The following is a 21,706-nucleotide window of genomic DNA, read 5'->3' as shown; positions in this document are numbered from 1 at the left end:
TCACCGACCAGATTGCGGAGATCGTGCTGGATCGCGCGCCGGTCAACGCACTCAGCATTCCCCTGATCGATGCGCTGCTGGCGGCGCTGGCGAAAGCGCGCGATGACGACGCAGTGCGCGCCGTCGTCATGAGCAGCGCCCATAAGGTGTTTTGCGCCGGCCTCGATCTCGACATCGTCAGGGGCAAGCCCGCGATCGAGACCAAGACATTTCTCGAGCGGCTATACTTTGCGTTGAACGATACGCAGTATCGCATGGGCAAGCCGACCATTGCGGCGATCGATGGCGCAGTGCGCGCCGGCGGTATGACGATCGCGATCTCCTGCGACATGATTGTCGCGGGCGACGGCTCGACATTCGGCTATCCCGAGATCGATGTCGGCCTGATCCCGGCGATCCATTTCGTGCAGTTGCCGCGGCTGGTCGGAAAGCACCAGGCATTCGGCCCGCTGTTCCTTGGCGAGCCCTTCGATGCCACGACCGCCTTTCGCATGGGCCTGCTCAGCGAAGTGGTGCCGAAGGGCACCGCGCTCGCGCGCGCCCGCGAGATCGCACGCAAGCTCGCGGCGAAATCGCCAATCGTGATGAAGATCGGCCGCGACGCCTTCATGCGCGCGGTCGATGCCGATTTCCGCCGCTCGGTGGAAAACACGGCGGAAAGCTTTGTTGTGGTCGCATCGACGGAAGATTGCCAGGAAGGGCTGAATGCGTTCGTCGAAAAGCGGGCGCCCAACTACAAGGGACGGTAAATGGCTGGATTGTATTTCGAAGAGTTCGAGATCGGACAGGAATTCCATCACGAGTTCAGCCGCACCGTGACCGAGATGGACAACACCATGTTCAGCCTCCTGACCATGAACCCGCAGCCATTGCATATCGACGCGCATTTCTCCGAGAAGACCGAGTTCGGCCAGCGGCTGTTCAACAGCCTCTATACGCTCGGCATCATGATCGGCATGAGCGTGTACGATACGACGCTGGGAACGACCGTCGGCAATCTCGGCATGACCGACGTCAAGTTCCCGAAGCCGGTGTTCCATGGCGACACGCTGAAGGCGCACACCAGAATCATCGGCAAGCGCGCCAGCAAGTCGCGGCCGACCCAGGGCATCGTCGAGTTCGAGCACACCATGACCAACCAGCGCGGCGAGGTGGTGGCAAGCTGCCGCCGCACCGGCTTGATGCACTGCAAGCCGAAGGCGTAAGCGATGCGATCGTTCCTGTTCGTTCCCGGCGACAGCACCCGGAAGTATGAAAGCGCGAAGAAGACCGCAGCCGATGCGCTGATCCTCGACCTCGAGGATTCCATCGCGCCGGACCAGAAGGTGGTTGCGCGGGGCATCACGCGCCAGATGCTTGATGCGCGCAATCCGGAGCAGCAGCTTTATATCCGCGTCAACGCGCTCGACACGGATCTGACGCTCGGCGATCTCGCCGCCGTGATGCCCGGCAAACCGGATGGAATCGTGCTGCCGAAATGCGCCGGTGCCGCCGACGTCAACCGGCTCGCACTCTATCTTGACGCATTCGAGGCGGCCTCTGATATCGCGCAGGGCACCACCCGGATCGTGACGGTCGCGACCGAGACGGCGCGGGCGGTGCTGAAAATCCTCGATTTCGAGAACATGAGCCCGCGGCTGTGGGGCATGATGTGGGGCGCGGAGGATCTCGCGGCCTCGCTCGGCGCGACCCGCAACCGCAGTGATGGCCGCTATCACTCGCCCTTCATCCTGGCGCGCGATCTCTGCCTGATCGGCGCGGCCGCCGCCGGCGTCGTCGCGATCGATACCATCGCGACCGACATCAACGATCTCGATGCCTTGAAGGCCGAGGCGATCGCGGCGCGGCAGGATGGCTTCCTCGCCAAGGCCGTGATCCATCCCAAGCATGTCGATGTCGTCAACGCGGCCTTTATGCCGACGGATGAGGAGATTGCATGGTCGGAGCGGGTGATCGCCGCGTTCGCCAATAACCCGTCGGGGGTCGCCAAGATGGACGGCAAGATGCTGGACAAGCCGCATCTGCGCGCCGCCGAGAAGATCCTGGCTTCGCGCAAGAAATAGTCGGGGAGGCGGGCCGATACCGCCATGTTGCGCGATAGTGAGCTGCGGCGGTCGCTGGCGATCGACTAAACCGCAGGAATCAGGAATGAGCGACGGCCGACTTGCCGTCCTGCTGCTTCGACCACGAGACGTAGTAGGCGACGGCCGTCATCGCCGCGATGCCGGCGATGCTGACCGCGACCTGCCTTGCCAGTGAGTATGGGCCCGTAATCAGGATCAGGTGCGCAGCGAAGGAGAGGAAGACGCCCGCACAGAACACGGCCAACCATTCCTCGCCGCACTTGATGATCGGCTGCAAGGCATGAGATCGCAGGTATTCCCAATCGCGCGGCACCAGCCACGTGAACAGGAACGTCAGGGTCAGGAAGTGCAGGATGCGATGAGGCGCGACGTCCTCCCGGTCGTTTGGCGGCAGCATCTCGCTCAGCCCGCTCGGCATCATTTGCGCGAGTGCCGGGATATCGCTGCTCGAGACGATCGTCAGGGCGAACAGCAGATACAGCAACGCCATGGCGCGCAGCGCGGGAGCAGCCTGCATCGCGCGGATCGCCGGCGCATGCCGCGCGCCGATCAGCGCGAGCCAGCCGCCCATCACGAACAGCAATTGCCAGCAGAACGGATTGAGGTACCAGTCTCCATACGGATATGACGACAGGTTCCAGTCGAGCAGCCGGCCGGCCGCATAGAGGGTCAAGGACGCGACGACCGTCGCGTTCGGCACGTACAACAGCCCGAACACGATGATGGGCTGGAACGCCATCAAGGCAATGGTGAGTTGCAGCACGTCGAGATTGAGCGGCTTGGCCTGCAGGAACAGGCCGTAGATCAACGTCCGGATCGGGTGATCGATGAAGCCGGTGATGTTGAACTCGCTGATGATCTCCGGCGCCGCGGTCCGGGTAGCGACATAGCTGATCAACTCGACATAGATCACGAACAGAACGATATAGGCGGCATAGAGCTGCCATACGCGCTTGAAGATGCGGGTCGCGGCCACCAGGAATCCGCGTTCCAGCGTCATCCTGGCGTAGATGAGCGTCACGGCGTAGCCGCCGACGAATACAAAAAGGTCGGTTGCGCCGCTGAAGCCGAAGTTGCGCATGGTCAGCGCGCCGACGACGTTGTGCGGAATATGGTCCAGAAACAGAAACCAGTTTGCGATGCCAAGCAGCAGCGCGATCCTGAGATCGCCATCGGCTTTCGCGATCTCGGCGTTTGTTGTCGAAGTCATCTGAAGCTGAAATTTGCCGGCCCGAGAAACGAATCGCTAATCTAGAGGGAACCCGCGCCTGGTCCGAATAGACTTTGCGTGAACCCTATCTAGTCCGTTTCGGGTTCCGGCCAAGTGGCCGGCTCAAGAAAGATCACGTTTTCGCAATCAACTCGTGAGCGGTGTCAGACCGGTTCGTGTTTGCGCAGGTCGCGGGCGTGATCCAGCGTATTGGCTTGCAGGTTCGCGCCGGTCACGGGGAGCTCCGGCAGGGCGGCCTCGGCCAGCAGGTCGTCCGTGACATCCTCGACCGAACGCTCGGCAATCTCGTGAATGAAGCTGATGTTCGTATATTCTCCCGAGGCGATTCGTGAGACGACGTCGCGTCGTGTCATTTTGGGATCGACGATCGCCTCGCGGCCACGGCGGCCATAGTCGATCATCACGACGAAATACTGCATTGCCTGATCGTTCGATGTTCTGACTGTTACCGCGCATTATTTCCGATAATCGGAAATGTGTCAAGGTGAATTGTTGAAACCGAAATTCAGGCATGCATGGCCGGACCGATTCGTCCCGAAGGCGTCCGAATCGATCCGGCCGGTCTCTGAAGCAGCGCGGTTACTTCTCGGACGATCGCCCGCCCTGCGTCCGGGCGGATTTGCGACCCTTCGCCGACTTGCCGCGCAGCCTTTCGATCTGGCCGCGGGGCAGGGTGACGCAGATTTCGCCGATCCATTCGAGCTTTACGCCGTTGATCGGCTTAGCATTAAAGCTCTTGAGGTTGACGGTGCCGGACGAACTGCCGCGTTCGATCGTCTTCAGATATCGCTCGCCGCTCTTCAGCCGGACCGCAGCTTCCTCTCCGTAGAAGCTCGACAGCGGATAGCGCTGCTCGCGATACACCACGATGACGTCGCCGTTCTCGTATTTCGGCAGCATCGAATCGCCCGAGACCTCGAAAGCGACGGTCTCCTCCGTCATCGGGAACGGAAGCTCGATTTCGCCGAGACCCTCCGGCGGGACCTGCTCAAGCTCCGGCTGGATCGAGGCGCCGGCGCCGACCCGGCCCACGATCGGCACCGAATTCAGCTCCAAATACTCCATGATCGGGGCAATCTCGGATGCCTTGATCAACCTTATTCCCGACAGGATTTCGGAGACTGCCCCGGCCCGAACACCCATCGCGCGGGCAAGCCCGCCTTTGCTCTTCCCGGTCTTTTCCAGTGCTCGTTCGATCAGTGCCGCGTCCAGCATGTTTCATCCTTTCCCAAACCCTGAGACACTATAGCCGTTACGATTATCAGAAACAAGTCTGACTCTTTTCCTCGGAATATCGGAAGATGTGCAAGGCGCCGGCGGGATGACAGAAATGGGAATTTGGAATGGAAATGATGAACTGGCTGCCGGAGCATTCGGCAGCCCTGCAGGATCTCCGCGCCCGCGGCTTGTCCTATTCGAAAATCGCTGACACGATCAACGCTACCTTCAATACGGCCTAGGCGCGCCACACTTGATCAGTCGACTGAATGTTTGCGGATAGATAACGCCGTGAATATCTGCTTCCGATTGGCCAAATGGCGCAAGTATGGGCGCCAGCCGCTGCGCTGGGCGATGGTTGGTCGCGTGGTATTGCAGAAGGGATAGGTCGTCGAGCTAAGGATGGGTGAGAACAACGAGGCGGTCCTAGATTATCTATTATTGCCGTCGGCGTCACTTTCGTTCAAAAGCCACGTATTCTCGCCTCAATCGCGCCGAGCATGAACTCGGCGCCGACGGTTCGGCGCCGGTGCACGATGTCCTGATCCTCGGCATGACGATGGAGCAGGTTGGACTGCGGCGCAGGCTGTGTACGCAGCGCTCGCAGGACTATTTTGCGCGACGGCTCAAGCAGTCCCTGGATCGGCTGGCGCTGATGTACGGGCTTGCGACGGCAAGCAGGGTTCCGGTGAAGGACCGTCCTGATCTGACGTGATTGCCGACGTGCCGGTTTGCCGCGCAGGAATCCGGCACGGCAGCAATTGATCGGATGACTGTGCCTTGCCTCGCACTGAACTCCTTCCTTGTGTGCGGTCGGGATTGGGCCCGGCCAGGCTGTGTCGAAGATGGTCGACAGCGGCGCGGACTCTCATGTAACTTCCGTCGCGTCGACGACCTGCCTGCATTCGAGGCCTCGCGCGGGGAAGGGTCTGGTACGTCCACGCAAGGGAGTTCGCCGCGGCCATCTTCTCTGCATCACGAACGCCAGTAGCAACGTGGATCGATGCCGACGCGGGCCCAATCAAAATAACCCAAGGGAGAAACGACCGATGAATCACACTGGAAACTGCTTTTGTGGCGCCGTCGAACTCAAGGTCAGCGGAGAGCCTGAGGCAATGGGCTATTGCCACTGCCGTTCATGCCGTTCCTGGTCCGGTGGTCCGGTGAATGCGTTCAGCCTCTGGAAGCCCGAGGCGGTCGAGGTCACCAAGGGCGCCGACCACATCGCGACATTCGAGAAGACCGCGATGAGTCAGCGCAAATATTGCACAAAGTGCGGCGGTCACCTGATGACCAACCACCCGACGCTCGGGCTCGTCGACGTGTTTACCGCAACGATCCCGACGCTGAAATTCAGCCCAGGCGTTCACGTCAACTATTCCGAGGCAGTGCTGCAGATACGCGATGGCCTGCCGAAGTTGAAGGATTTTCCGGCCGAGTTCGGCGGCTCCGGCGAAATGATCGCCGAATAGCTCGAAGGCTCCCCATCACGAAAGCGGGTGGCGACGGCGTGCCGCCACCCGCCTGCGTATGGGCTCCGCGCCCCACAAATCGGCATCCGGCAGGCTTGCTTCGCATGCGAGGCGTCCGACCACGTCGGCGGCCGCCGGGTCGTCTTTGGGTCATCGACAGCCATGCCTGACGAAGGTCCCGCCCTGCAAAATCCGGGTTTGGTTTTGCTGACGAGCTTCCGCTAAAAGGCGAGCAGTGTCGGTCTTGGCACGGACCGGCGTATTTCGCCTGATAAAATAAGAGGAAGCGTCAGATCATGACCAGACCAGAATTGCCGGGGCGCACGCCGCGCGGGGAGGGAGTTCCGACGGCGCTCGACGGCCTGCTGGTCGTCGACTTCACCCGCGTCGTGGCCGGTCCGGCCTGCACGCAAACGCTGGCCGACTTCGGGGCCGAAGTCATCAAGATCGAGAATCCGGACGGCGGTGATGACACGCGCGCCTATGAGCATGCTGAAATCGGCGGGGAGAGCGCAGCGTATCTGAGCCTCAACCGCAACAAGCGCGGCATTGCGCTCGATTTTAACAATCCGGCCGCGCTCGAGGTTGCGCGCGCGTTGATCGCCAAGGCCGACGTCGTGGTGGAGAATTTCTCCGGCGGCGTGATGAGGAAATTCGGTCTCGATTATGCGTCGGTGGCGCCGACCAACCCGCGGCTGATTTATTGCTCGATCTCCGCCTACGGCCGCAAAGGCGATTTCGCGCTGCGCCCGGGCTTCGACCCGATCACGCAGGCCGAAAGCGGCTTCATGTCGCTCAACGGCTTTCCGGATGGCGAGCCGGTGCGCACCGGGCCGCCGATCGTCGACATGGCGACGGGCATGTCGGCCTGCAACGCCATCCTGCTGGCGCTGATCGCGCGCGATCGGCTCGGTCGCGGTCAGCAGGTCGAGGTCGCATTGATCGACACCGCGGTGTCAATGACCGGCTTCTACGGCATGGCCTATCTTATCAATGGCAACAATCCCGGCCGTTTCGGCAACTCTCCGAACGGTTCGCCGACCGTCGGCGTCTACCGGGCCTCCGATGGTCCGCTCTACATGGCCTGCGCCAATGACCGGCTGTATCGCCGACTCGTTACCGACGTGCTGGAACGTCCGGATCTCGTCACCGATCCCGAGTTTGCTCACCGCAAGGCGCGGACGGCCAACAAGGAGAAGCTGCGCGCGATCATTGCCAGCGTGTTTGCGGGCGACACGCTCGAGAACTGGATGGCGAAGATGAAGAAGGCCAACATTCCGGTTGGCTATCTGCGGACGGTCGAGGAGGGGTTCAACGCGCCCGAGGTGCGCGACCGGCATCGCCTGAGCAGGATTGCGCATCCAACCGCCGGCTCGGTTCCGAACATCGAGTCGCCCGTCAATATGAGCCTGACGCCGACCGTTGATCCTGTTGCGGCCCCGCTGCTCGGTCAGCATACCAAGGACGTGTTGAGCAAGACGCTCGGCTACGACGACCGGCGCATTGCCGCGCTGGCCGAGGCCGGCGCGTTCGGCAAGGCAGGCAACACCGGCTAGGGCCTTTTCCGTTCCGATTGAATCGGAACGGGGCTCTAGATTCCAGTTTGACGCGCTTCCTTGACGCGAACCGGTATCCGCTTCGCTCGAAAACGCCCCATCGTGCTCAGCCTGCACAAAAGATCAACTATTCGCAAAACAACCTGACCGCAGGCGAGAGGAAAGCCTCTCGCCTGGCGAGATGTCCTTCAGGCGTCGCAGGCCCGGGGCGTCGCCGGCGGCCTTGGAGCTGGTCCGTTTCGGGAACTCAGTTCGGCTTGCTGCGCAAGTTGTTCCTTGGCATACTTTCAACTTCCTCGGGCTCCGCCCGATCAATCTCGAGGCGTGCCATCCGGAGGATGAGGGTTGCCGTGGTGAGGCCGAGGCGTTCGGCCTCTTGTGCTGCGGTGTCGACCTTCTGGGCCAAGCCTTCACGTTTACCTGGGTATGCCATTCGTAATCCTCACTTAAGGTGCGAGATGAAAAATCCCACATACGTTGCGGAGCTGCAGAAGAAGCTCGGAGCTCCATCGAGCGAAACACTGGAAAGCCTGCGACTGTTGAAGGCTTTCCTTCGACTTGCGCCCGACCAGCGTTCCGAGGTCATCGAGCTGATCGAACGTTTGGCGGTTGAGCCGCCGCGCGATCCCTCACTGTCCTGAGGTGCTCGCAAATCCTTCCTGTGCGTCAGTTGTTCATCGGCTTGGCGGGTGTTTGCGTCGCGATCACGTAGATTGCGCCGCCCTCGAGCGCTTCGGATTGGTGACGGGTGCCGGCTGGCAGCAGGATGGTGTCGCCGGCGCCGACCACGCGCTCGCCGCCATCCCAGATGAAGTTCAGCCGGCCGCTGATGATCATCAGGATCTCGTCCACCGGATGGGTATGAAACTGATGCACCTTGCCGGCCGCATCATGCTGCAGCTCGACCGAGCCCTGGGCCGGGAGCAGGTTCAGGATCTCCGGGTCGATGGCAAATTCAGTCTTCGTGCCTGCGATGATCTGGGTCATGCTGCCTGCTCCTTGTTCGCGATCGGTTGAGCCTTGTTCTGCGCGAGCTTGGCGAAGGGGCAGCCCGAGCTCGCATGGTTGTCGTCGTGCAGGAAGTACTGCAGATACTCGCGGCCGTCGGTTGCGCCGTAGCGGCCAAGAAGCGGAGATGGGCTTGCGCTGTCGTACGGGATCAGGCGCTTTCGCACCGCCGCGAACGCAGCGTTCGCGGCCTTCTCCGTCCCGAGGATCTTGTCGAACACCCAGCGCGGCTGGAACGTGAGCATGAAGGCGCTGGACCGGCGGCTCTGCCGCATCACATGCGCGGGCGTCGTGCAGACCACGAAGATCGGCTCGCCCGCAAACGAGAACTCCCACATCGGATGGTCGATCTGTTCCGGAATCTCTGATGGCCACGGGTTCTTGTCCAGCCGCGCGAGCTGGTCGAGCGTCAGCCACATCTTGCGATAATAGGCGTCGAGTGTCTGTACCGGGCGGGGCCGCGTGAACACGATCAACGAGGTGTTGGGACCGAACGAGCGCGCCTGCGAGACATACTGCCCGAGTTGCTCGCCCAGCACCGCCACATCATACGGATCGAGGAAAAGGTAGCGGAGCTGATCCTGGCGATGTCCGGTCACGCCGAACACGCAAGGGAACGGCCTTGCCTCGCTGCTCATCTGCGCTTCAAACTCGGAGAACATCACGCTCTGCCAGCTGCTGACCGGAAAGTTTGCCGCGACTTCGCCTTTTCTCAAGAACAAGCGCTCCATAACACCCCCTACACTCATAACGACACTAACGAGCTATCAACTTGCTTCTCATCAAGAGAGGCCCGGCAATGCCCGGCAGCGACATAAGAAGCAGAATGACAATCAAGGCGCTGTAGCCGCCGTCGCCGATCGCGGCCGTGTTGTGTACGGCGTCGGTCCCCGAGGCGTTGCTGGCGGCGAGCATCGCGAAGCCGATGATGGGCTGCGAGATGCCGGCGAAAATTCCGGCGGCTGTGGTGTTCACGGATGCGCCCACACCGATCAGATCGGCGGTGTAGAGCTTCTTGACGCATTTCAGCACCAGCGGGACGGTGCCGCCGGCGACGAGCCCCAAGGCAGTGAACACGACGGTGACGTAGGCGAGACCAAATGTCTGGGCGATCGGCGGCAGCAGCATCGCGATCAGCAGCATGCGCAGCACGCAAATGCCGATCAGCGCGCGCTCAAGCGCCGCCGCGGCGCGATCGGCGGCGTGACCCAGGAAGATCGAGCCGAGCGCATTACCGATCATGAAGGCGAGCAGGGGCGTGCCGGCCGCCGTCGGGGAGATGTGGAAGAAGTGCGCGACCATCGGAATGCCCCAGACGCCCGACAGCGTCGTCACCACCGCGAAGTGCGACGCAAACGTCATTGCGCAACCCCAGTTCGCGACATGAGCCAGCGATTGCCGCGCGGCGATCACCACGCCCTTCAGCGTCTTGTTGCTGTGCGAGGCCGGATCGGGCTTGAGCGCGAGCTTGGCGAAAGCCAGGTTGGCCAACCCAATGCAGGCGATGAACAGGAAGCAGGCCCGCCAGCCAAAGCCCGAGACCGCAGCTGCAAGCGGCGTGGTCGCGATCACGCCTCCGACATAGCCCGATACCTGCGAAATACCCGACATCATGCCGAACCGTTCATCCGCGAAGCTCTGTGCCACGAGCTTCAGGAGTGCGGTGAAGACCAGCGCATCACCGCAGGCGACGATCAGGCGTGCAACAAAAACGTCGAGCAGGTTCGGCGCCAGCGCGAACGCGGCGCTGCCGAGCGAGGAGGCGATCATGCTGACGAGGACGACGCGCTTGACACCGTAACGGTCGACCAGAAGGCCTGCCGGAATCTGCATCAAGGTGTAGCCCCAGAAGTAGCTTGAGGCGAGCATCGCAACGCCGGCCGCGTCAGTGTTGAAGTCGTGCATGAAACTGAGGCTGACCGACTGCGGCGATACGCGCTGCAGGAAGGCAATGGCGTAGGCGATGGCCACCGCCGTCCACGCGAGATAGGCGCGATCGGTGAAGCGCGACGTCGGGGCATAAACAGCTTGTTGTCCGAGCATCGACATCACACCCTCGCGTAACCCACCGAGAAAAGGGCATCCGCTGAATTCGGAATCTTCCGCGACATCGCTGCATCGACCAGCGACGCGGTGCCATGATAGGCCTGCCGATGGTGCTTAATGTGGCCGTAAGCGCCACGCATGATCATGTCGGGCAGTTCGAGCGGCCTGCCCGGATAGAGCGAGGTGCACATCTCGATACAAGCCGCCTGCAGGGCGAGATCCTGCGTATCGTCGAGCAAAGATGGAGTCACTTTTTCGCAAATCTTAGCGTTCGCTGCCCAGACGATCGGGTTGCGGGTTCGCCAGCCGTAGAGCACGTTGCCCTCGGCTCTCGCGACGGCGCCGGAGCATTTCAGGACTTCCGATGTGAAGAAGCCGTAGAAGCCGCGGCCCTGGTGCGCCGGGAGCACTTCCGTGCCGCTGCGATAGATTCCAAGTCCGGCCGACATCTGCAGGATGCGGTAGACCGAGAAGGCAATGAGGCCAGACCGATCGTAGACAAGGATCAGGCTATACTTCTTGTCGAAGGGCGAGGAGGTTGCTGTCCAGTGCGGCTCGGTGGCCTGCCAGTTGACGGCAATGATGCCGTTCATGGCGTCCATCAGCGGCTGACGGTCGCAGGCTTCGACCCGGGAGGCATCGGGTAGACTGTAGATCGCGTAATCCGTCCAAGGCGATTTGATCGCCTCGTATCCGCTGCCCAGATTTCGCGACATGGCAGAACTCCAGAATTCCATTGCGAGCTATACAGGGCAGCCTCGAATGGCTTAAAGGACAATATGCCCTCGAAAACTGCCAAAGCGCCCCGGCCTGAGCCGCGCGACAAGAAGGCGACGCGGCGGATCGCGATCGTTGCCTTTCCGGGTGTGACCTTGCTCGACATCTCGGGACCGGCGCAGGTGTTTGCAGAACTGGAAGCGATCGAGCTGCCGGGACCGGACTACTCGCTGTCCTACCTGTCGACCTCCGGCGGGTTGGTGCCAACCGATGTCGGCATGATGATCGACACGACGCCGATCGACAGTATTGCGCCGGCCGAGGTCGACACGCTGGTGATCCCCGGCGGGCCCGGTATCTGGAAGATTCGCAACGACGCGAAGTTGATGAACTGGATCGCAGAGGCGCTGCCGAAGGCGCGCCGTATCGCGTCGGTTTGCCTTGGCGCATTTGCGTTGGCCTGGACCGGGATTCTGGACGGCAAGCGGGCAGCAACGCACTGGCGTTATTGTCCCCGTCTGCAGGATAGCTTTCCCAATATCCGGGTTGAGCCCAACGCGATCTTCGTCAAGGACGGACGGGTCTGGTCATCGGCCGGGGTCAGCGCCGGCATCGATCTGGCGCTCGCCATGATCGAGGAGGATTTCGGCCACACCATCGCGCTCGATGTTGCGCGCAGACTTGTGGTGTTTCTGAAACGGCCGGGCGGTCAGAGCCAGTTCTCCACCGTCCTTGCCGCACAGGCATCGGACGTCGAGGGACGCTTCAGCGCGCTGCACGCCTGGATCATCGAGAACATCACGAGCGACCTCAAGGTCGAGACCCTCGCGGAAAAGGCGGGGATGACGCCACGCACCTTTGCCCGGACCTATGTCAGCCGCACCGGCATGACGCCCGCAAGCGGCGTCGAGGCGCTGCGCGTGGAGACGGCGCGCTTGCTGCTCGAAAGCCGCCAGATCGGCGGCGTGGTCGAGGTCGCCAAGCGCGCGGGATTTGGCGATGACGAGCGAATGCGGCGAGCCTTCCTGCGCCACCTCGGCGTATCGCCAACCGAGTACCGAAACCGGTTTTCGGGCAGCTAGCTCGCCTCGGGCGAGGTCGTCTGGATACGAACCGCGTCGCGTCGAGAACCGATCTATCTCACGAGCGAATAGCTGGCCTTCGCTGGCCGGATTCGTGGCTCAAGGTGGTAGCTTTTCCGGTTTGTCTGCGGCTAATGTGCCGGCCAAATCGGGAGAAGAAACACCATGAATGACGGGACCCCCATTCGGCAGACGCGCAATGTCGAACTCGGCGCCAGCGGCGAGGAATTCCAGAACCTGCACGAATTCGCGCGAAAGGCCCGCGCCAAGCTGAATCAGAACGCCTGGGACTACATCGTCGGCGCCTCGGAGACCGAGACCACGATGCGCCGCAACAGAATGGCGCTCGACGAGATCGCGTTCCGGCCGCGCGTCCTGCGCAACGTCATCAACGTCGATCCTTCCACCGAGGTATTCGGACGCAAGCTCCGGCTTCCCGTGATGATCGCCCCGGTCGGCGCGCTCGAGATCTTCGATCCAGATGCGGGCGCGGCCGTCGCGCGCGGAGCGGGAACGTTCGGCGCGGCGCACATGCTGAGTTCGGTGTCCGAGCCTGGGCTGGAGAACACCGCCAAGGCGGCACCGGATGCGCTTCGCATCTTCCAACTCTATGTGCGCGGCGACGATGCCTTTGTCGAGGATGTGGTCGGCCGCAGCATCGACAACGGTTATGCCGCGTTCTGCCTCACGGTGGACACTGCCCATTACAGCCGGCGCGAGCGCGATATAGCCAAGCGCTATGTCCGCGAGAGCCGCATCCGCGCCACCGGCGGCGATTTCCAGAAGGGGCTGGAATGGCGGATGGTGAAGCTGATCAAGGACAAGTTCAAGATTCCACTTATCCTCAAGGGGATCGCCACCGCCGAAGACGCCAAGATCGCCCTCGACCACGGGGTCGACTGGATTTACGTCTCAAATCATGGCGGCCGACAGCTCGACCATGGCCGTGGGTCCATGCATGTCCTGCCCGAGATCGTTCAGGCGGTCGCGGGCCGTGCCAAGATCATGGTCGACGGCTCGTTCTGCCGCGGCACCGATATTGTGAAGGCTATCATTTCGGGCGCTGATGTTGTCGGCATCGGCCGCCTGCAGTGCTGGGCGCTCGCCGCGGCCGGCGAGGCCGGCATTGTCCGGATGCTTGAACTGCTGGAGGACGAGGTGATCCGCTGCCTCGGTCTGCTCGGCGTCACCAGCTTTGCCGAATTGGACAAATCCTACCTGCATCCGGCGATGCCGACCAATCTGCCGAGCGTGTTCAGCGCATTCCCGCTTCTCGATATCGATCCCTACCGCTACTGAGCCGCTGCAAGCAATGCATGAAGCGTTGGCGCGGTCGAGGCATTGTGCGCCTCGATCGCGCCAGCGGCGATCTATCTGTGGTGTCCATGAAGCCGCCGCGGCAACGACAAAGTCTGATCCAAATGCCGCACTAGTCGAGGCGGATGGCAGGTAATCCATTCGCGGAATTTTCACTCGAGCGCGCGATCGGCTTGCGCTGGACCTTGCGGGATATTCAGGCCGGCAGGCTCAAATTGTCACCGGTCAGCGACGAGGATCTGCACATCCTCGCTGAGCTAGGTCTTGTCGAACTGCATGGCGACGAGCCCGGGCTGACGGAGTCGGGAGCCGCCGTGCTGAGGGACTGAACAGGCGCGCAGCCTAGCGCGCGTTCAGGAAGCTTTCACCGGAATTGCAAGGCGTGCACTGATAGGTCAGCACGTCGTAGACTTGGCCGCGCGGCTCGATCAAGGCAAGCCGCATTTGCGTGCCGCACTTCATGCACGGCATCTCTATGCTGGCCTTGAACCGGGTGCAGGTCGGTGTCGGACGAACGGCGCGCAGCATCGGATCCCCTTATTCCCCAGAGACGCGAACGCGACCGACGAAGAAGCCGAATCACTATGCCACAGTGCTGACATGATTGGAATCGGCCGTCGGTCGCGGCTAGGTAATTTTTCCTCAATTGGCCGGAGCGGGTGGGGTCTTCATAGCTCGCGATCCGGCGCTGACGCCGTCACAATCTATGCTAACGTCGCCGGACGCTTATTTCAGGGGGCGCGATCATGATTGAGCCGAAGCTTGAAGTTCCCGCCGAGTTGCGCGATCTCGCGGAAAAGACCATCGACCAGGCCGAACAGGCCTTCAGCCTGTTCTTTGATGCTGCGAGCAAATCGATGACGTCGATGCCGGGCGCCGGTACCGAGATCTCCAAACAAGCGCTATCGTTCACCGAGCAGAACATGAAGGCGGCGTTCGAGCATGCGCGCAAGCTCGTGCACGCAACGGATCTGCAGGAGGCGATGCGGATCCAGTCGGAATTCCTGCGCAGCCAGTTCACCAATGCCGGCGAACACATGCGGCAGATCAGCGGTAGCGTGATGTCGGCGACCAAGGACGCGACGAAGGGCAAGTTCTAGGACGGCGTTCGCGGGCCCATCGACGCTTTAGCGCCGGCGCGCGACGGCGACGCCGAGCAGAAACGCGACGAACAGGCTTGCGAGCGGCGCTTCGCGCGTGACCGCACTCACGGTGGCCAGGGCTCCGCCCGGTCGGCGCGAGGTCGCGATGGCATCGCTGAGGCGATCGGCGGCCGCTCGAAGTCCATCCGACACCTCCGTGATCGTACGCGAGACGTCCGTCGCGGTGTCGATCGCTCGTTCACCGAGTGTGGGTTGAAGCGGGAACTCGGGTGTTTCGGAGTTCATGTGCCGTGCCGCGATTTATAGAAGGCCAGGTGACCGACGTCAGGTGACCGACGCCTTCGCTATCCGCACGTCTTGAACGGCGGTGGCGGCCACATATCCCAGAAATTCCGCAGCGGCGGATTGGTTCCACCGACATGCCTCGCTTTCACGTCGGGGAACCGGAAACTTACGCGCGGGTCGCGGCTTGTTTCCGTGGAGGAGACGATGATGACAATGCAGGCGCACGGCATTGCGGATGGCGGTTCGGTCAAGCATCGAAATCGGCATGGTGGTATGCCGCTGTTGGTCGCGGCCGTGGTTGCGATCCTCGGCGTGCTCGGCATGCTGATCGTGGATTACGGTCCGTGGAACAAGCCGAACGTGCAGCCGGCCGCTTCGGCCAACTACTCAACGACCGGCGAGGCGGCGCGCGCGGCTGGCGCAAAGGTCATACCGACCGAGCCCAAGGCACCGATCGAGCCTGATCCACCTGGCCCAAAGCCCGCTCATCCGGCAAATCCGAGCACGCCGCAATAGATGCGAGCGTTCGTGGGATCGCATCCCGAGGCAGGGCGCAGGATTGACTCGTCAGGGCAAATCAGCGGCACAAAATCATCGTCGAAAATATCGCGGGATGATCAGCGAATGCTGACCAGCATGCCCCACGCTGCTGCAAATCCTGCACCAACGAGAACCAGCACCGGGCTGTCGCAGAACATGCCGCCATACTGGCACATGGTGGCACCGAGAGAGCCGATCTGATGATGGCCCGCGGCGTAGAACAGGCCGGACAGGACCGCGAGCACGGCAGCAACGAAATACATCGACGCTTCCTCCTTGCAATCAAATGCGGCGCGGGTCAGTTCGACCGACGCAAGCCAAAACTGTATTGATGCCGATCCAAATATTGTGAGCTGTCCGCTTGACGCGTCGGGCAGCTCAGCGGCACACTGACATCATCGCAGCAAGCATAGGCGATTGGCGCCGGCTCGCATTTGTGATTCCGCATCAATGCCCAAACTTTCGCTCAAGGCGGTTTCTCACCGTCGAAGCCGACGCATCGCATTTTACCGATCGCATTCAGCCCGAAAAAAGGGTTTGACCCGTCGGGCAACTCAGGGGGCATAATCCGAAAATCAGAAATTGTTGAGCCCGCGCGGAGCAATCCGCGGCGGGCTTTTTCTTTGCCGTTTCACCAATCGGCCGGCGACCGCACCGTCACGACGCCACATCCTCCCAGCCCGTCGCCTGAGTGTCGCAAGCGCGCCGCCGTCCGGATCCCTTGAAAAGAGAACGAATTGGCTGGTGCGCGCGAACGCGCTGCGGCGCGGCGAAAGTCGGCGCCGCCCGCGGCCCCACGCGTCAGGGCTAAGGTTCGCGCCCCAAAGATCGCCGCCCGCTGCGCGATCTGCCGCACATTCATGCCATGGCCGCATCGCGCGCTGACGGCCGATCAACGAGGTTTGTATGACCGCCTATCTGATGTCGCTCGCGCTCGCGGATCTGGTTGCCATCGCGTTGTGGGAGCTTGCATGAGCGCCCAGTTCATTCCGCGCCCGCACCCCAAACGCGAGCAGACGGACGTTCCCACCGATCGCATTTTCGTGCGGTGTTGCCTGATCCTGATCCGGATTGCGACGCGGCTCCGAGCGAGTACATCTTCTTGGCCGATGATTTTATCCGGCAAGGATATCGGCTCTTCGACCCTGTCTCGCCCTGGGCATGGCAGCACACGCTGTATTGGAGGAAGGAGCTCCTCTAGATCCTGCGACGTGGGTTCGGGTTGTCGCGAACAATTCGATGACGTTGAGCGCCCGGTGGCTTCGGCGACCGGGGTTTTTTGCGTTTCTGGCCCTGGGTAACATCCTTCGGCAAGCCGCGGTCGTCCGGCATCGAATTTTGGGCGTGGGGATGCTAGAATGGGCCCCTGCAGTGCGAACGAAGCATCGCTGGAAGCGTTTCCTCAAATGGGCGCCCGGCGGCAGTCGTGGATCCTGAGCGTTGAATTCGCGGAATGCAGGCTTGCGCGCCTTGATCTCTGGTGATCGATCGATAAACTGAGTTGACGGCTCGATCGCACGCGCAACTGCCTTGGAGATCGAACGAAGGAAGAGACCATGGTTGAGGTTGGCCGCGGGCTCGACACGAAGGTACAGCCAGGCCCGGATATGGATCGTTATTCGGTCATGGTCGCACGAGCCAGGGCGCTTGTTCCGGCATTGCGCGAACGGGCATCGCGGACCGAAGAGCTGCGCAGATTGCCGCCGGAGACCGAGCGGGATTTGCTTGACAGCGGCCTTTTCCGGATCCTGCAGCCCAAGCGCGTCGGAGGCAGCGAGCTCGACTATGTTGCCCTGGTCGACTGCGCCGATGCCCTCGGGCAGGGAGACGCCTCGGTCTCCTGGAATTTTGCAAACCTTGCAAGTCACCATTGGATGCTGGCTATGTTCGCGCCCGAAGCGCAGAGCGCGGTGTGGGAAGAGGATCCGGATGTGCTGATCGCGTCTTCCTTTGTCTTCCCAGCAGGTCGTGCGAGGAAGGCAAGTGGCGGATATGTTCTGAGTGGTCATTGGCCGTTTTCGTCCGGGGTGGAATCCTGCGGATGGAACATGCTCGCGAGCGTGGTCGCCTCGGATGATGAGGCCGACGGTGTCGAGTATCGGCTATTCCTGTTGAACAGGCGGGACTACAGCATCGACGACACCTGGAATGCGGCTGGCTTGCGCGGAACGGGATCGAACGACGTGCGGGTCACCGACGCATTCGTTCCCGAGCATATGACCGTTGCCGTCAGCGATCTTGCGGGAGGTGCGACGCCGGGCAGCGTCGTCAATCCGAATGCGCTCTACATGCTTCCGGTGTTTTCGTTGTTTCCCTATGTGTTGTCCGGGGTTGGTTTGGGAAATGCGCAGGCTTGCCTTGATGACTATGTCGAGATCGCGCGACACCGCGCTTCGACATATAACCGGGCCAAGATCGGGGACCTGCAAAGCACACAGATCAAGATCGCCGAAGCGTCGGCGAAGATAGATGCCGCGCGGCTGATCATGCGCACCAACTGCGTTGAGACGCTTGCGGAGGTCCGGCGTGGCGATATCCCGGGCATTGCAGCGAAGACGAAGCTCCGGCGCGACGGTGCGTTCGCGGTCAATTTGTGCACCGAGGCGGTGTCTCTTCTATTTGCGGCGGGCGGCGCACGCAGCCTGTTCACCTCGGGAGCGTTGCAGCGCCAATTCCGCGACGCACATGCGGTGAATTCGCATCTCGCGTTCAATTTCGACGCGGCGGGCACCAATTACGGGCGGGTGGCTCTGGGGCTGCCGTCTGAAAACCTGACGCTTTGAGGTCAGCCGGATGTCCGACTCGCCCAAACATCCGCTGGATCCCGCCAGTGAGCTCGCAAGCGATAGTTCGGCGATCGATCCCCGTGATTTCCGCAATGCGCTCGGTACGTTCGCAACAGGTGTGACGATAGTTACCGCGATGGCGGCTGAAGGACGGCCCTATGGAATTACCTGCAATTCCTTTGCATCGGTGTCGCTCAATCCGCCACTGGTGTTGTGGAGCCTCGGCATGTTTTCGCAGGGGCTGCCGATCTTCCAGAATGCCAGCCATTTTACGGTCAACGTTCTAGACGCGTCGCAACAGGCGCTGGCGATGCAGTTTGCCAGATCGTCGGGGGACAAGTTCGCGGGTGTGAGCTGGACGCCGGGTCTCGGGAATGCTCCCGTGCTTGCCGATGTGGTCGCGAATTTCCAGTGCCGTGCCGCCAACCGCTACTATGGCGGGGATCACGTCATTTTCCTGGGCGCGGTGGAAGCCTACGCCTATAACCGCAACAGTCCGCTGTTGTTCGCGCGCGGAGGTTTTGGCCGGTTTTTGGCTGACGGTGGTGACAAGACATCATGAATCGAAAGACGCCCGTCAAGCGTGTTCGTGCCAAGCAGAGGCGACTATCAGCTGTCGATCGTCGCAGTGAATTCGTTACCAAGGCAACCGAGCTATTTGCGGAGGAGGGATTTGGCGGCGGCACGCGCGCCCTTGCTCAAAAGCTCGGCGTGACGCAGCCGCTGCTTTACCGCTACTTTCCGAGCAAGGACGATCTCATCAAGGAGGTCTACCGCAAGGTATATCTCGAACCGCTTGAAATCGGCTGGGAGAAGCTGCTCTCGGATCGGTCACGTCCGCTCCGCGTGCGGCTCCAGGAATTTTACGAAATCTATACCGACGCGATTTTCAACCGAAGATGGCTCCGGATCTATCTCTACTCCGGCCTGAAGGGCCTCGATATCAATCGCTGGTATGTTGGCATGGTCAAGGACAAGATCCTGACGCGCATTCTTAGGGAATGCCGCCACGACGCCGGCCTCGCGACGCAAGGCAGGCCCAGCGCCGCAGAACTTGAGCTGGCCTGGGTGTTTCACGGCGGCATTTTCTATTATGGCGTACGCAAGTACATCTACGAAGCGCCTGTCCTCGAGGACAAGGCGCAGATGATCAGTGACGCGCTGGATATCTTCCTCGCGGGATTTGAGAGGATGGCGGAGAGCGCGACCGATCGTCGACGGGCGCCGCTCAAGGTCGTCGGCTGAGCCGCGCTACATTGTCGCCATCTGACCCCGATACCAATCTCCGATCTCGCTTGCCGTCATGAGGGCGACGCCGTCATGGCCGATGACGTAATCAAGCAGGGCCTCCAGGTACTTGATGCGATGCGGCACGCCCGTGATGTAGGGATGCACCGAGATGGCCATGATCCGCGCATTCTCTGCGCCCTCAAGGTACAGCCGATCGAACTGGTCAGTGCAGCGCGTCAGGAACTGTTCCGACGGAAGGTGTTGCAGCGCGTGAATGACGATGTCGTTGGTCTCGACCGAATAGGGAATCGTCGTCACGGTGCCGTGCGGCGTGGCGATGTCCTGGGGGAGATCGTCGATCACCCAATCGGCCACGTATTCGATCTCGTTGAGGCGCAGGAGATCGAGCGTGTCTTCGGTTTCGGTCAGGCCCGGGCTTTCCCATGATCGCGGCGGCTTGCCGGTAAATCCAGCAATCGTGTCGACCGCGCGCTTGATTGCGTCCGCCTGGTTCTCGACCTTGTGCATCGGGCCCTGAACAAACCCATGTCCCATGAATTCGAAGCCCGCCTCGCGCGCCGCCGACGCCACACGCGGATAGCTGTTGCAGACGTTGGCGTTCGCAGCCAGTGTCACCGGTATCTTTCGATCGGTCAGAGCTTTGAACTGCCGCCAGAAGCCGGCGCGCATGCCGTATTCATGCCACGACCAATTCGGCACGTCGGGCAGCAGGGGCTGGCCCATCGGTGGGCTCAGCACGGTGCGTGGCATTGCATTGTCGATGCGCCACTCCTCGACATTGAGGATAACCCACACGGCAAGCTTCTTGCCGTCAGGTAGTGTCAGTTTCGGTCGGTCGACCTGCGCCTGGTACGGAATGCGATCAGTAAAGGCCATGTCGAATCTCCTTCACGTCGATGATCCGGCAGCGGTGGCATTGATCCGCGGCAGGACCTTCTCGGCCATCAGGATCATCGATTGACGGCCAAGCTCCCGATCTTTCCAGTCCTTGCCGGCATAAAGCAGGGTTCCGAAGGTGCCAATCTCTTCCTGGAACGCCAGCAACTGGTCAGCCACGCTTTCAGGCGTGCCGTAGATGATCAATTTGTCGCAGATCGATTCCAGTGTGACCTCAGCGTCGGCTTGATCCCGTCGCGTCTTGAACAACTCGAGCCGGCCACTGCGCTTCAGCTTCGTGAATAGCTGGTGATAATAGTACACGTAGGGACTGTCTGATGACGTGGCGTAGGCCTTCGCGGTTGCTGCATCCTTTGCCACGAACACGCTCTTGGCGACGCGCCAATTGGCAGGATCGGCTGCCCGATTCACGCGCGCACAACCCTCGACATATTTCGGCCAGTGGCTCTTCACCCAGGCCGGCATCAGGAAGTTTGCCGAGATCGGATCCCAGCCGCGCGCCGCCGCCTCCGTGACGCCCTTTGAGAATGGCGCAACCGCGGTCACCACGATTGGCGGGTGAGGGGCCTGCAAAGGGCGAGCGACGATTCCCTGGCCGATGTCCTCGATCAGGGTCCGTTTGACAGAGACGTTCCAATATTTGCCCTGCAAATCATAGGGCGGTTTACCAGCCCAGATATCAAGAACCTGATTGATGGCTTCGAGGAACATGGCATTGCGGTCGGCATCGAGATTGCCGAAAACCTCGGCGTCGGACAGCAATCCACCCGGGCTGATTCCAAATATGAAACGGCCATCAAGCATGTGGTCGAGCATGGCGATAGACGCTGCAACCGCTGCCGGATGCGTGTTTGGCATGTTGATGGTGCCGGTTCCAAGCTTGATCTGCTTGGTTGCGGCTGCGAGCCAGGCAATGAAGGCGATGCTGGAGGTGATGTTCTCGGCCTTGTCGGTGACGTGCTCGCCGACATACGCCTCGCTGAACCCGAGCTCATCCGCGAGCAGAAATGCCTCGCGATCCTCCCGGAGCGATTGCCGCCAATCCTTGTCGAGAGGATGGATCGGCATCGTAAAGAAACCGAGCTTCATGATCCGCCTCCCCGCGATTTGAAC

The 21,706-nt window shown here is 61.5% G+C and carries 28 protein-coding genes and 1 pseudogene; 16 read left to right on the top strand and 13 right to left on the bottom strand.

Features of this window, described 5'->3' with window-relative positions; translation table 11 throughout:
• Positions 1-11 precede the first annotated feature (11 nt).
• The 3 genes from J6525_RS19655 to J6525_RS19645 are packed head-to-tail and all read left to right on the top strand — an operon-like array spanning position 12 to position 2,063.
• Entirely contained in the window at positions 12-749 is a 738-nt protein-coding gene (locus tag J6525_RS19655) for an enoyl-CoA hydratase/isomerase family protein (protein ID WP_225645924.1), read from the top strand.
• Positions 750-1,205, top strand: a complete 456-nt coding sequence (locus tag J6525_RS19650) for a MaoC family dehydratase (protein WP_016847346.1) — start codon at positions 750-752, stop codon at positions 1,203-1,205.
• 3 nt (positions 1,206-1,208) lie between these two features.
• Positions 1,209-2,063 (top strand): HpcH/HpaI aldolase/citrate lyase family protein, encoded by an 855-nt coding sequence (locus J6525_RS19645; protein ID WP_225645899.1) that lies wholly within the window; start codon positions 1,209-1,211, stop codon positions 2,061-2,063.
• A gap of 79 nt (positions 2,064-2,142) precedes the next feature.
• Here the strand turns inward: J6525_RS19645 and J6525_RS19640 are convergent, their stop codons facing one another.
• The 3 genes from J6525_RS19640 to J6525_RS19630 all read right to left on the bottom strand — a co-directional run bounded on the left by J6525_RS19640 (position 2,143) and on the right by J6525_RS19630 (position 4,530).
• Positions 2,143-3,294: an OpgC domain-containing protein gene (locus J6525_RS19640; RefSeq protein ID WP_225645898.1), complete on the bottom strand. Its 1,152-nt coding sequence runs from the start codon at positions 3,292-3,294 to the stop codon at positions 2,143-2,145.
• 164 nt (positions 3,295-3,458) lie between these two features.
• Positions 3,459-3,734 (bottom strand): hypothetical protein, encoded by a 276-nt coding sequence (locus tag J6525_RS19635; protein WP_092082975.1) that lies wholly within the window; start codon positions 3,732-3,734, stop codon positions 3,459-3,461.
• A 160-nt stretch (positions 3,735-3,894) separates the two neighbouring features.
• Entirely contained in the window at positions 3,895-4,530 is a 636-nt protein-coding gene (locus J6525_RS19630) for a LexA family transcriptional regulator (RefSeq protein WP_225645897.1), read from the bottom strand.
• 128 nt (positions 4,531-4,658) lie between these two features.
• Here J6525_RS19630 and J6525_RS19625 point away from each other — a divergent pair, with 128 nt between their 5' ends.
• The 4 genes and pseudogenes from J6525_RS19625 (at position 4,659) to J6525_RS19610 (ending at position 7,561) form a co-directional block, all read left to right on the top strand.
• The gene (locus J6525_RS19625; RefSeq protein ID WP_225645896.1) at positions 4,659-4,775 is read left to right on the top strand and encodes a GcrA family cell cycle regulator; all 117 of its coding nucleotides are present in this window, start codon (positions 4,659-4,661) and stop codon (positions 4,773-4,775) included.
• A gap of 239 nt (positions 4,776-5,014) precedes the next feature.
• Positions 5,015-5,248, top strand: a pseudogene (locus tag J6525_RS19620) (hypothetical protein); the annotation flags it as partial.
• Positions 5,249-5,582: 334 nt separating this feature from the next.
• Positions 5,583-6,005: a GFA family protein gene (locus J6525_RS19615; RefSeq protein WP_026193083.1), complete on the top strand. Its 423-nt coding sequence runs from the start codon at positions 5,583-5,585 to the stop codon at positions 6,003-6,005.
• Positions 6,006-6,298: 293 nt separating this feature from the next.
• Entirely contained in the window at positions 6,299-7,561 is a 1,263-nt protein-coding gene (locus tag J6525_RS19610) for a CaiB/BaiF CoA transferase family protein (protein ID WP_225645923.1), read from the top strand.
• Positions 7,562-7,808: 247 nt separating this feature from the next.
• Here J6525_RS19610 and J6525_RS19605 read toward each other — a convergent pair whose 3' ends face one another.
• A complete protein-coding gene (locus J6525_RS19605) occupies positions 7,809-7,967 on the bottom strand; it encodes a hypothetical protein (protein ID WP_225645895.1) in 159 nt (52 codons plus the stop codon).
• 52 nt (positions 7,968-8,019) lie between these two features.
• On the opposite strand from J6525_RS19605, the gene J6525_RS19600 reads away from it, so the two are divergent.
• Positions 8,020-8,202, top strand: a complete 183-nt coding sequence (locus J6525_RS19600) for a hypothetical protein (protein WP_168856031.1) — start codon at positions 8,020-8,022, stop codon at positions 8,200-8,202.
• Between the two features lie 25 nt (positions 8,203-8,227).
• Here J6525_RS19600 and J6525_RS19595 read toward each other — a convergent pair whose 3' ends face one another.
• The 4 genes from J6525_RS19595 to J6525_RS19580 are packed head-to-tail and all read right to left on the bottom strand — an operon-like array spanning position 8,228 to position 11,352.
• Positions 8,228-8,548, bottom strand: a complete 321-nt coding sequence (locus J6525_RS19595) for a cupin domain-containing protein (RefSeq protein ID WP_050383894.1) — start codon at positions 8,546-8,548, stop codon at positions 8,228-8,230.
• Positions 8,545-9,285 (bottom strand): YqcI/YcgG family protein, encoded by a 741-nt coding sequence (locus J6525_RS19590; RefSeq protein WP_225645894.1) that lies wholly within the window; start codon positions 9,283-9,285, stop codon positions 8,545-8,547. Before J6525_RS19590 ends, J6525_RS19595 begins: the two co-directional genes overlap by 4 nt.
• A gap of 40 nt (positions 9,286-9,325) precedes the next feature.
• Entirely contained in the window at positions 9,326-10,618 is a 1,293-nt protein-coding gene (locus J6525_RS19585) for an MFS transporter (RefSeq protein WP_225645893.1), read from the bottom strand.
• The gene (locus J6525_RS19580) at positions 10,618-11,352 is read right to left on the bottom strand and encodes a hypothetical protein (RefSeq protein WP_225645891.1); all 735 of its coding nucleotides are present in this window, start codon (positions 11,350-11,352) and stop codon (positions 10,618-10,620) included. The genes J6525_RS19585 and J6525_RS19580 overlap by 1 nt, the downstream gene beginning before the upstream one ends.
• Before the next feature lie 42 nt (positions 11,353-11,394).
• Between J6525_RS19580 and J6525_RS19575 the strand changes: the two genes are divergently transcribed.
• The 3 genes from J6525_RS19575 to J6525_RS19565 all read left to right on the top strand — a co-directional run bounded on the left by J6525_RS19575 (position 11,395) and on the right by J6525_RS19565 (position 14,060).
• The gene (locus J6525_RS19575; protein ID WP_225645890.1) at positions 11,395-12,414 is read left to right on the top strand and encodes a GlxA family transcriptional regulator; all 1,020 of its coding nucleotides are present in this window, start codon (positions 11,395-11,397) and stop codon (positions 12,412-12,414) included.
• 165 nt (positions 12,415-12,579) lie between these two features.
• Positions 12,580-13,713, top strand: a complete 1,134-nt coding sequence (locus J6525_RS19570; RefSeq protein ID WP_225645889.1) for an alpha-hydroxy acid oxidase — start codon at positions 12,580-12,582, stop codon at positions 13,711-13,713.
• Between the two features lie 143 nt (positions 13,714-13,856).
• Positions 13,857-14,060, top strand: a complete 204-nt coding sequence (locus J6525_RS19565; RefSeq protein WP_092082965.1) for a hypothetical protein — start codon at positions 13,857-13,859, stop codon at positions 14,058-14,060.
• Between the two features lie 13 nt (positions 14,061-14,073).
• Here J6525_RS19565 and J6525_RS19560 read toward each other — a convergent pair whose 3' ends face one another.
• Positions 14,074-14,259: a hypothetical protein gene (locus J6525_RS19560; protein ID WP_225645887.1), complete on the bottom strand. Its 186-nt coding sequence runs from the start codon at positions 14,257-14,259 to the stop codon at positions 14,074-14,076.
• A 218-nt stretch (positions 14,260-14,477) separates the two neighbouring features.
• Between J6525_RS19560 and J6525_RS19555 the strand changes: the two genes are divergently transcribed.
• Positions 14,478-14,831, top strand: a complete 354-nt coding sequence (locus J6525_RS19555) for a phasin (RefSeq protein ID WP_016847366.1) — start codon at positions 14,478-14,480, stop codon at positions 14,829-14,831.
• A gap of 27 nt (positions 14,832-14,858) precedes the next feature.
• Here J6525_RS19555 and J6525_RS19550 read toward each other — a convergent pair whose 3' ends face one another.
• Complete coding sequence (locus J6525_RS19550) at positions 14,859-15,119, bottom strand: hypothetical protein (RefSeq protein WP_092082964.1); 261 nt, start codon at positions 15,117-15,119, stop codon at positions 14,859-14,861.
• A 207-nt stretch (positions 15,120-15,326) separates the two neighbouring features.
• Here J6525_RS19550 and J6525_RS19545 point away from each other — a divergent pair, with 207 nt between their 5' ends.
• Entirely contained in the window at positions 15,327-15,635 is a 309-nt protein-coding gene (locus J6525_RS19545; RefSeq protein ID WP_376708532.1) for a hypothetical protein, read from the top strand.
• 101 nt (positions 15,636-15,736) lie between these two features.
• Here the strand turns inward: J6525_RS19545 and J6525_RS19540 are convergent, their stop codons facing one another.
• Positions 15,737-15,922, bottom strand: a complete 186-nt coding sequence (locus tag J6525_RS19540) for a hypothetical protein (protein ID WP_092082963.1) — start codon at positions 15,920-15,922, stop codon at positions 15,737-15,739.
• Positions 15,923-17,266: 1,344 nt separating this feature from the next.
• Here J6525_RS19540 and J6525_RS19530 point away from each other — a divergent pair.
• From J6525_RS19530 to J6525_RS19520, 3 genes are read left to right on the top strand one after another with little or no spacing between them, the layout of a single operon-like run.
• Positions 17,267-18,442: an acyl-CoA dehydrogenase family protein gene (locus J6525_RS19530; protein ID WP_376708534.1), complete on the top strand. Its 1,176-nt coding sequence runs from the start codon at positions 17,267-17,269 to the stop codon at positions 18,440-18,442.
• Between the two features lie 10 nt (positions 18,443-18,452).
• Positions 18,453-19,007, top strand: a complete 555-nt coding sequence (locus tag J6525_RS19525; RefSeq protein WP_225645884.1) for a flavin reductase family protein — start codon at positions 18,453-18,455, stop codon at positions 19,005-19,007.
• A complete protein-coding gene (locus J6525_RS19520) occupies positions 19,004-19,690 on the top strand; it encodes a TetR/AcrR family transcriptional regulator (RefSeq protein ID WP_225645882.1) in 687 nt (228 codons plus the stop codon). Before J6525_RS19525 ends, J6525_RS19520 begins: the two co-directional genes overlap by 4 nt.
• Positions 19,691-19,696: 6 nt before the next feature.
• Here J6525_RS19520 and J6525_RS19515 read toward each other — a convergent pair whose 3' ends face one another.
• Together J6525_RS19515 and J6525_RS19510 are read right to left on the bottom strand one after the other, a co-directional pair.
• Entirely contained in the window at positions 19,697-20,572 is an 876-nt protein-coding gene (locus tag J6525_RS19515) for a polysaccharide deacetylase family protein (protein ID WP_225645881.1), read from the bottom strand.
• A 12-nt stretch (positions 20,573-20,584) separates the two neighbouring features.
• On the bottom strand, positions 20,585-21,682 hold the full coding sequence (locus tag J6525_RS19510; RefSeq protein WP_225645880.1) for an LLM class flavin-dependent oxidoreductase: 1,098 nt from the start codon (positions 21,680-21,682) through the stop codon (positions 20,585-20,587).
• Positions 21,683-21,706 lie beyond the last annotated feature (24 nt).

The sequence above is a fragment of the Bradyrhizobium australafricanum genome, assembly GCF_020329495.1.
GTDB lineage: Bacteria > Pseudomonadota > Alphaproteobacteria > Rhizobiales > Xanthobacteraceae > Bradyrhizobium > Bradyrhizobium australafricanum.
This window is presented reverse-complemented; position numbering and strand designations above follow the sequence as displayed.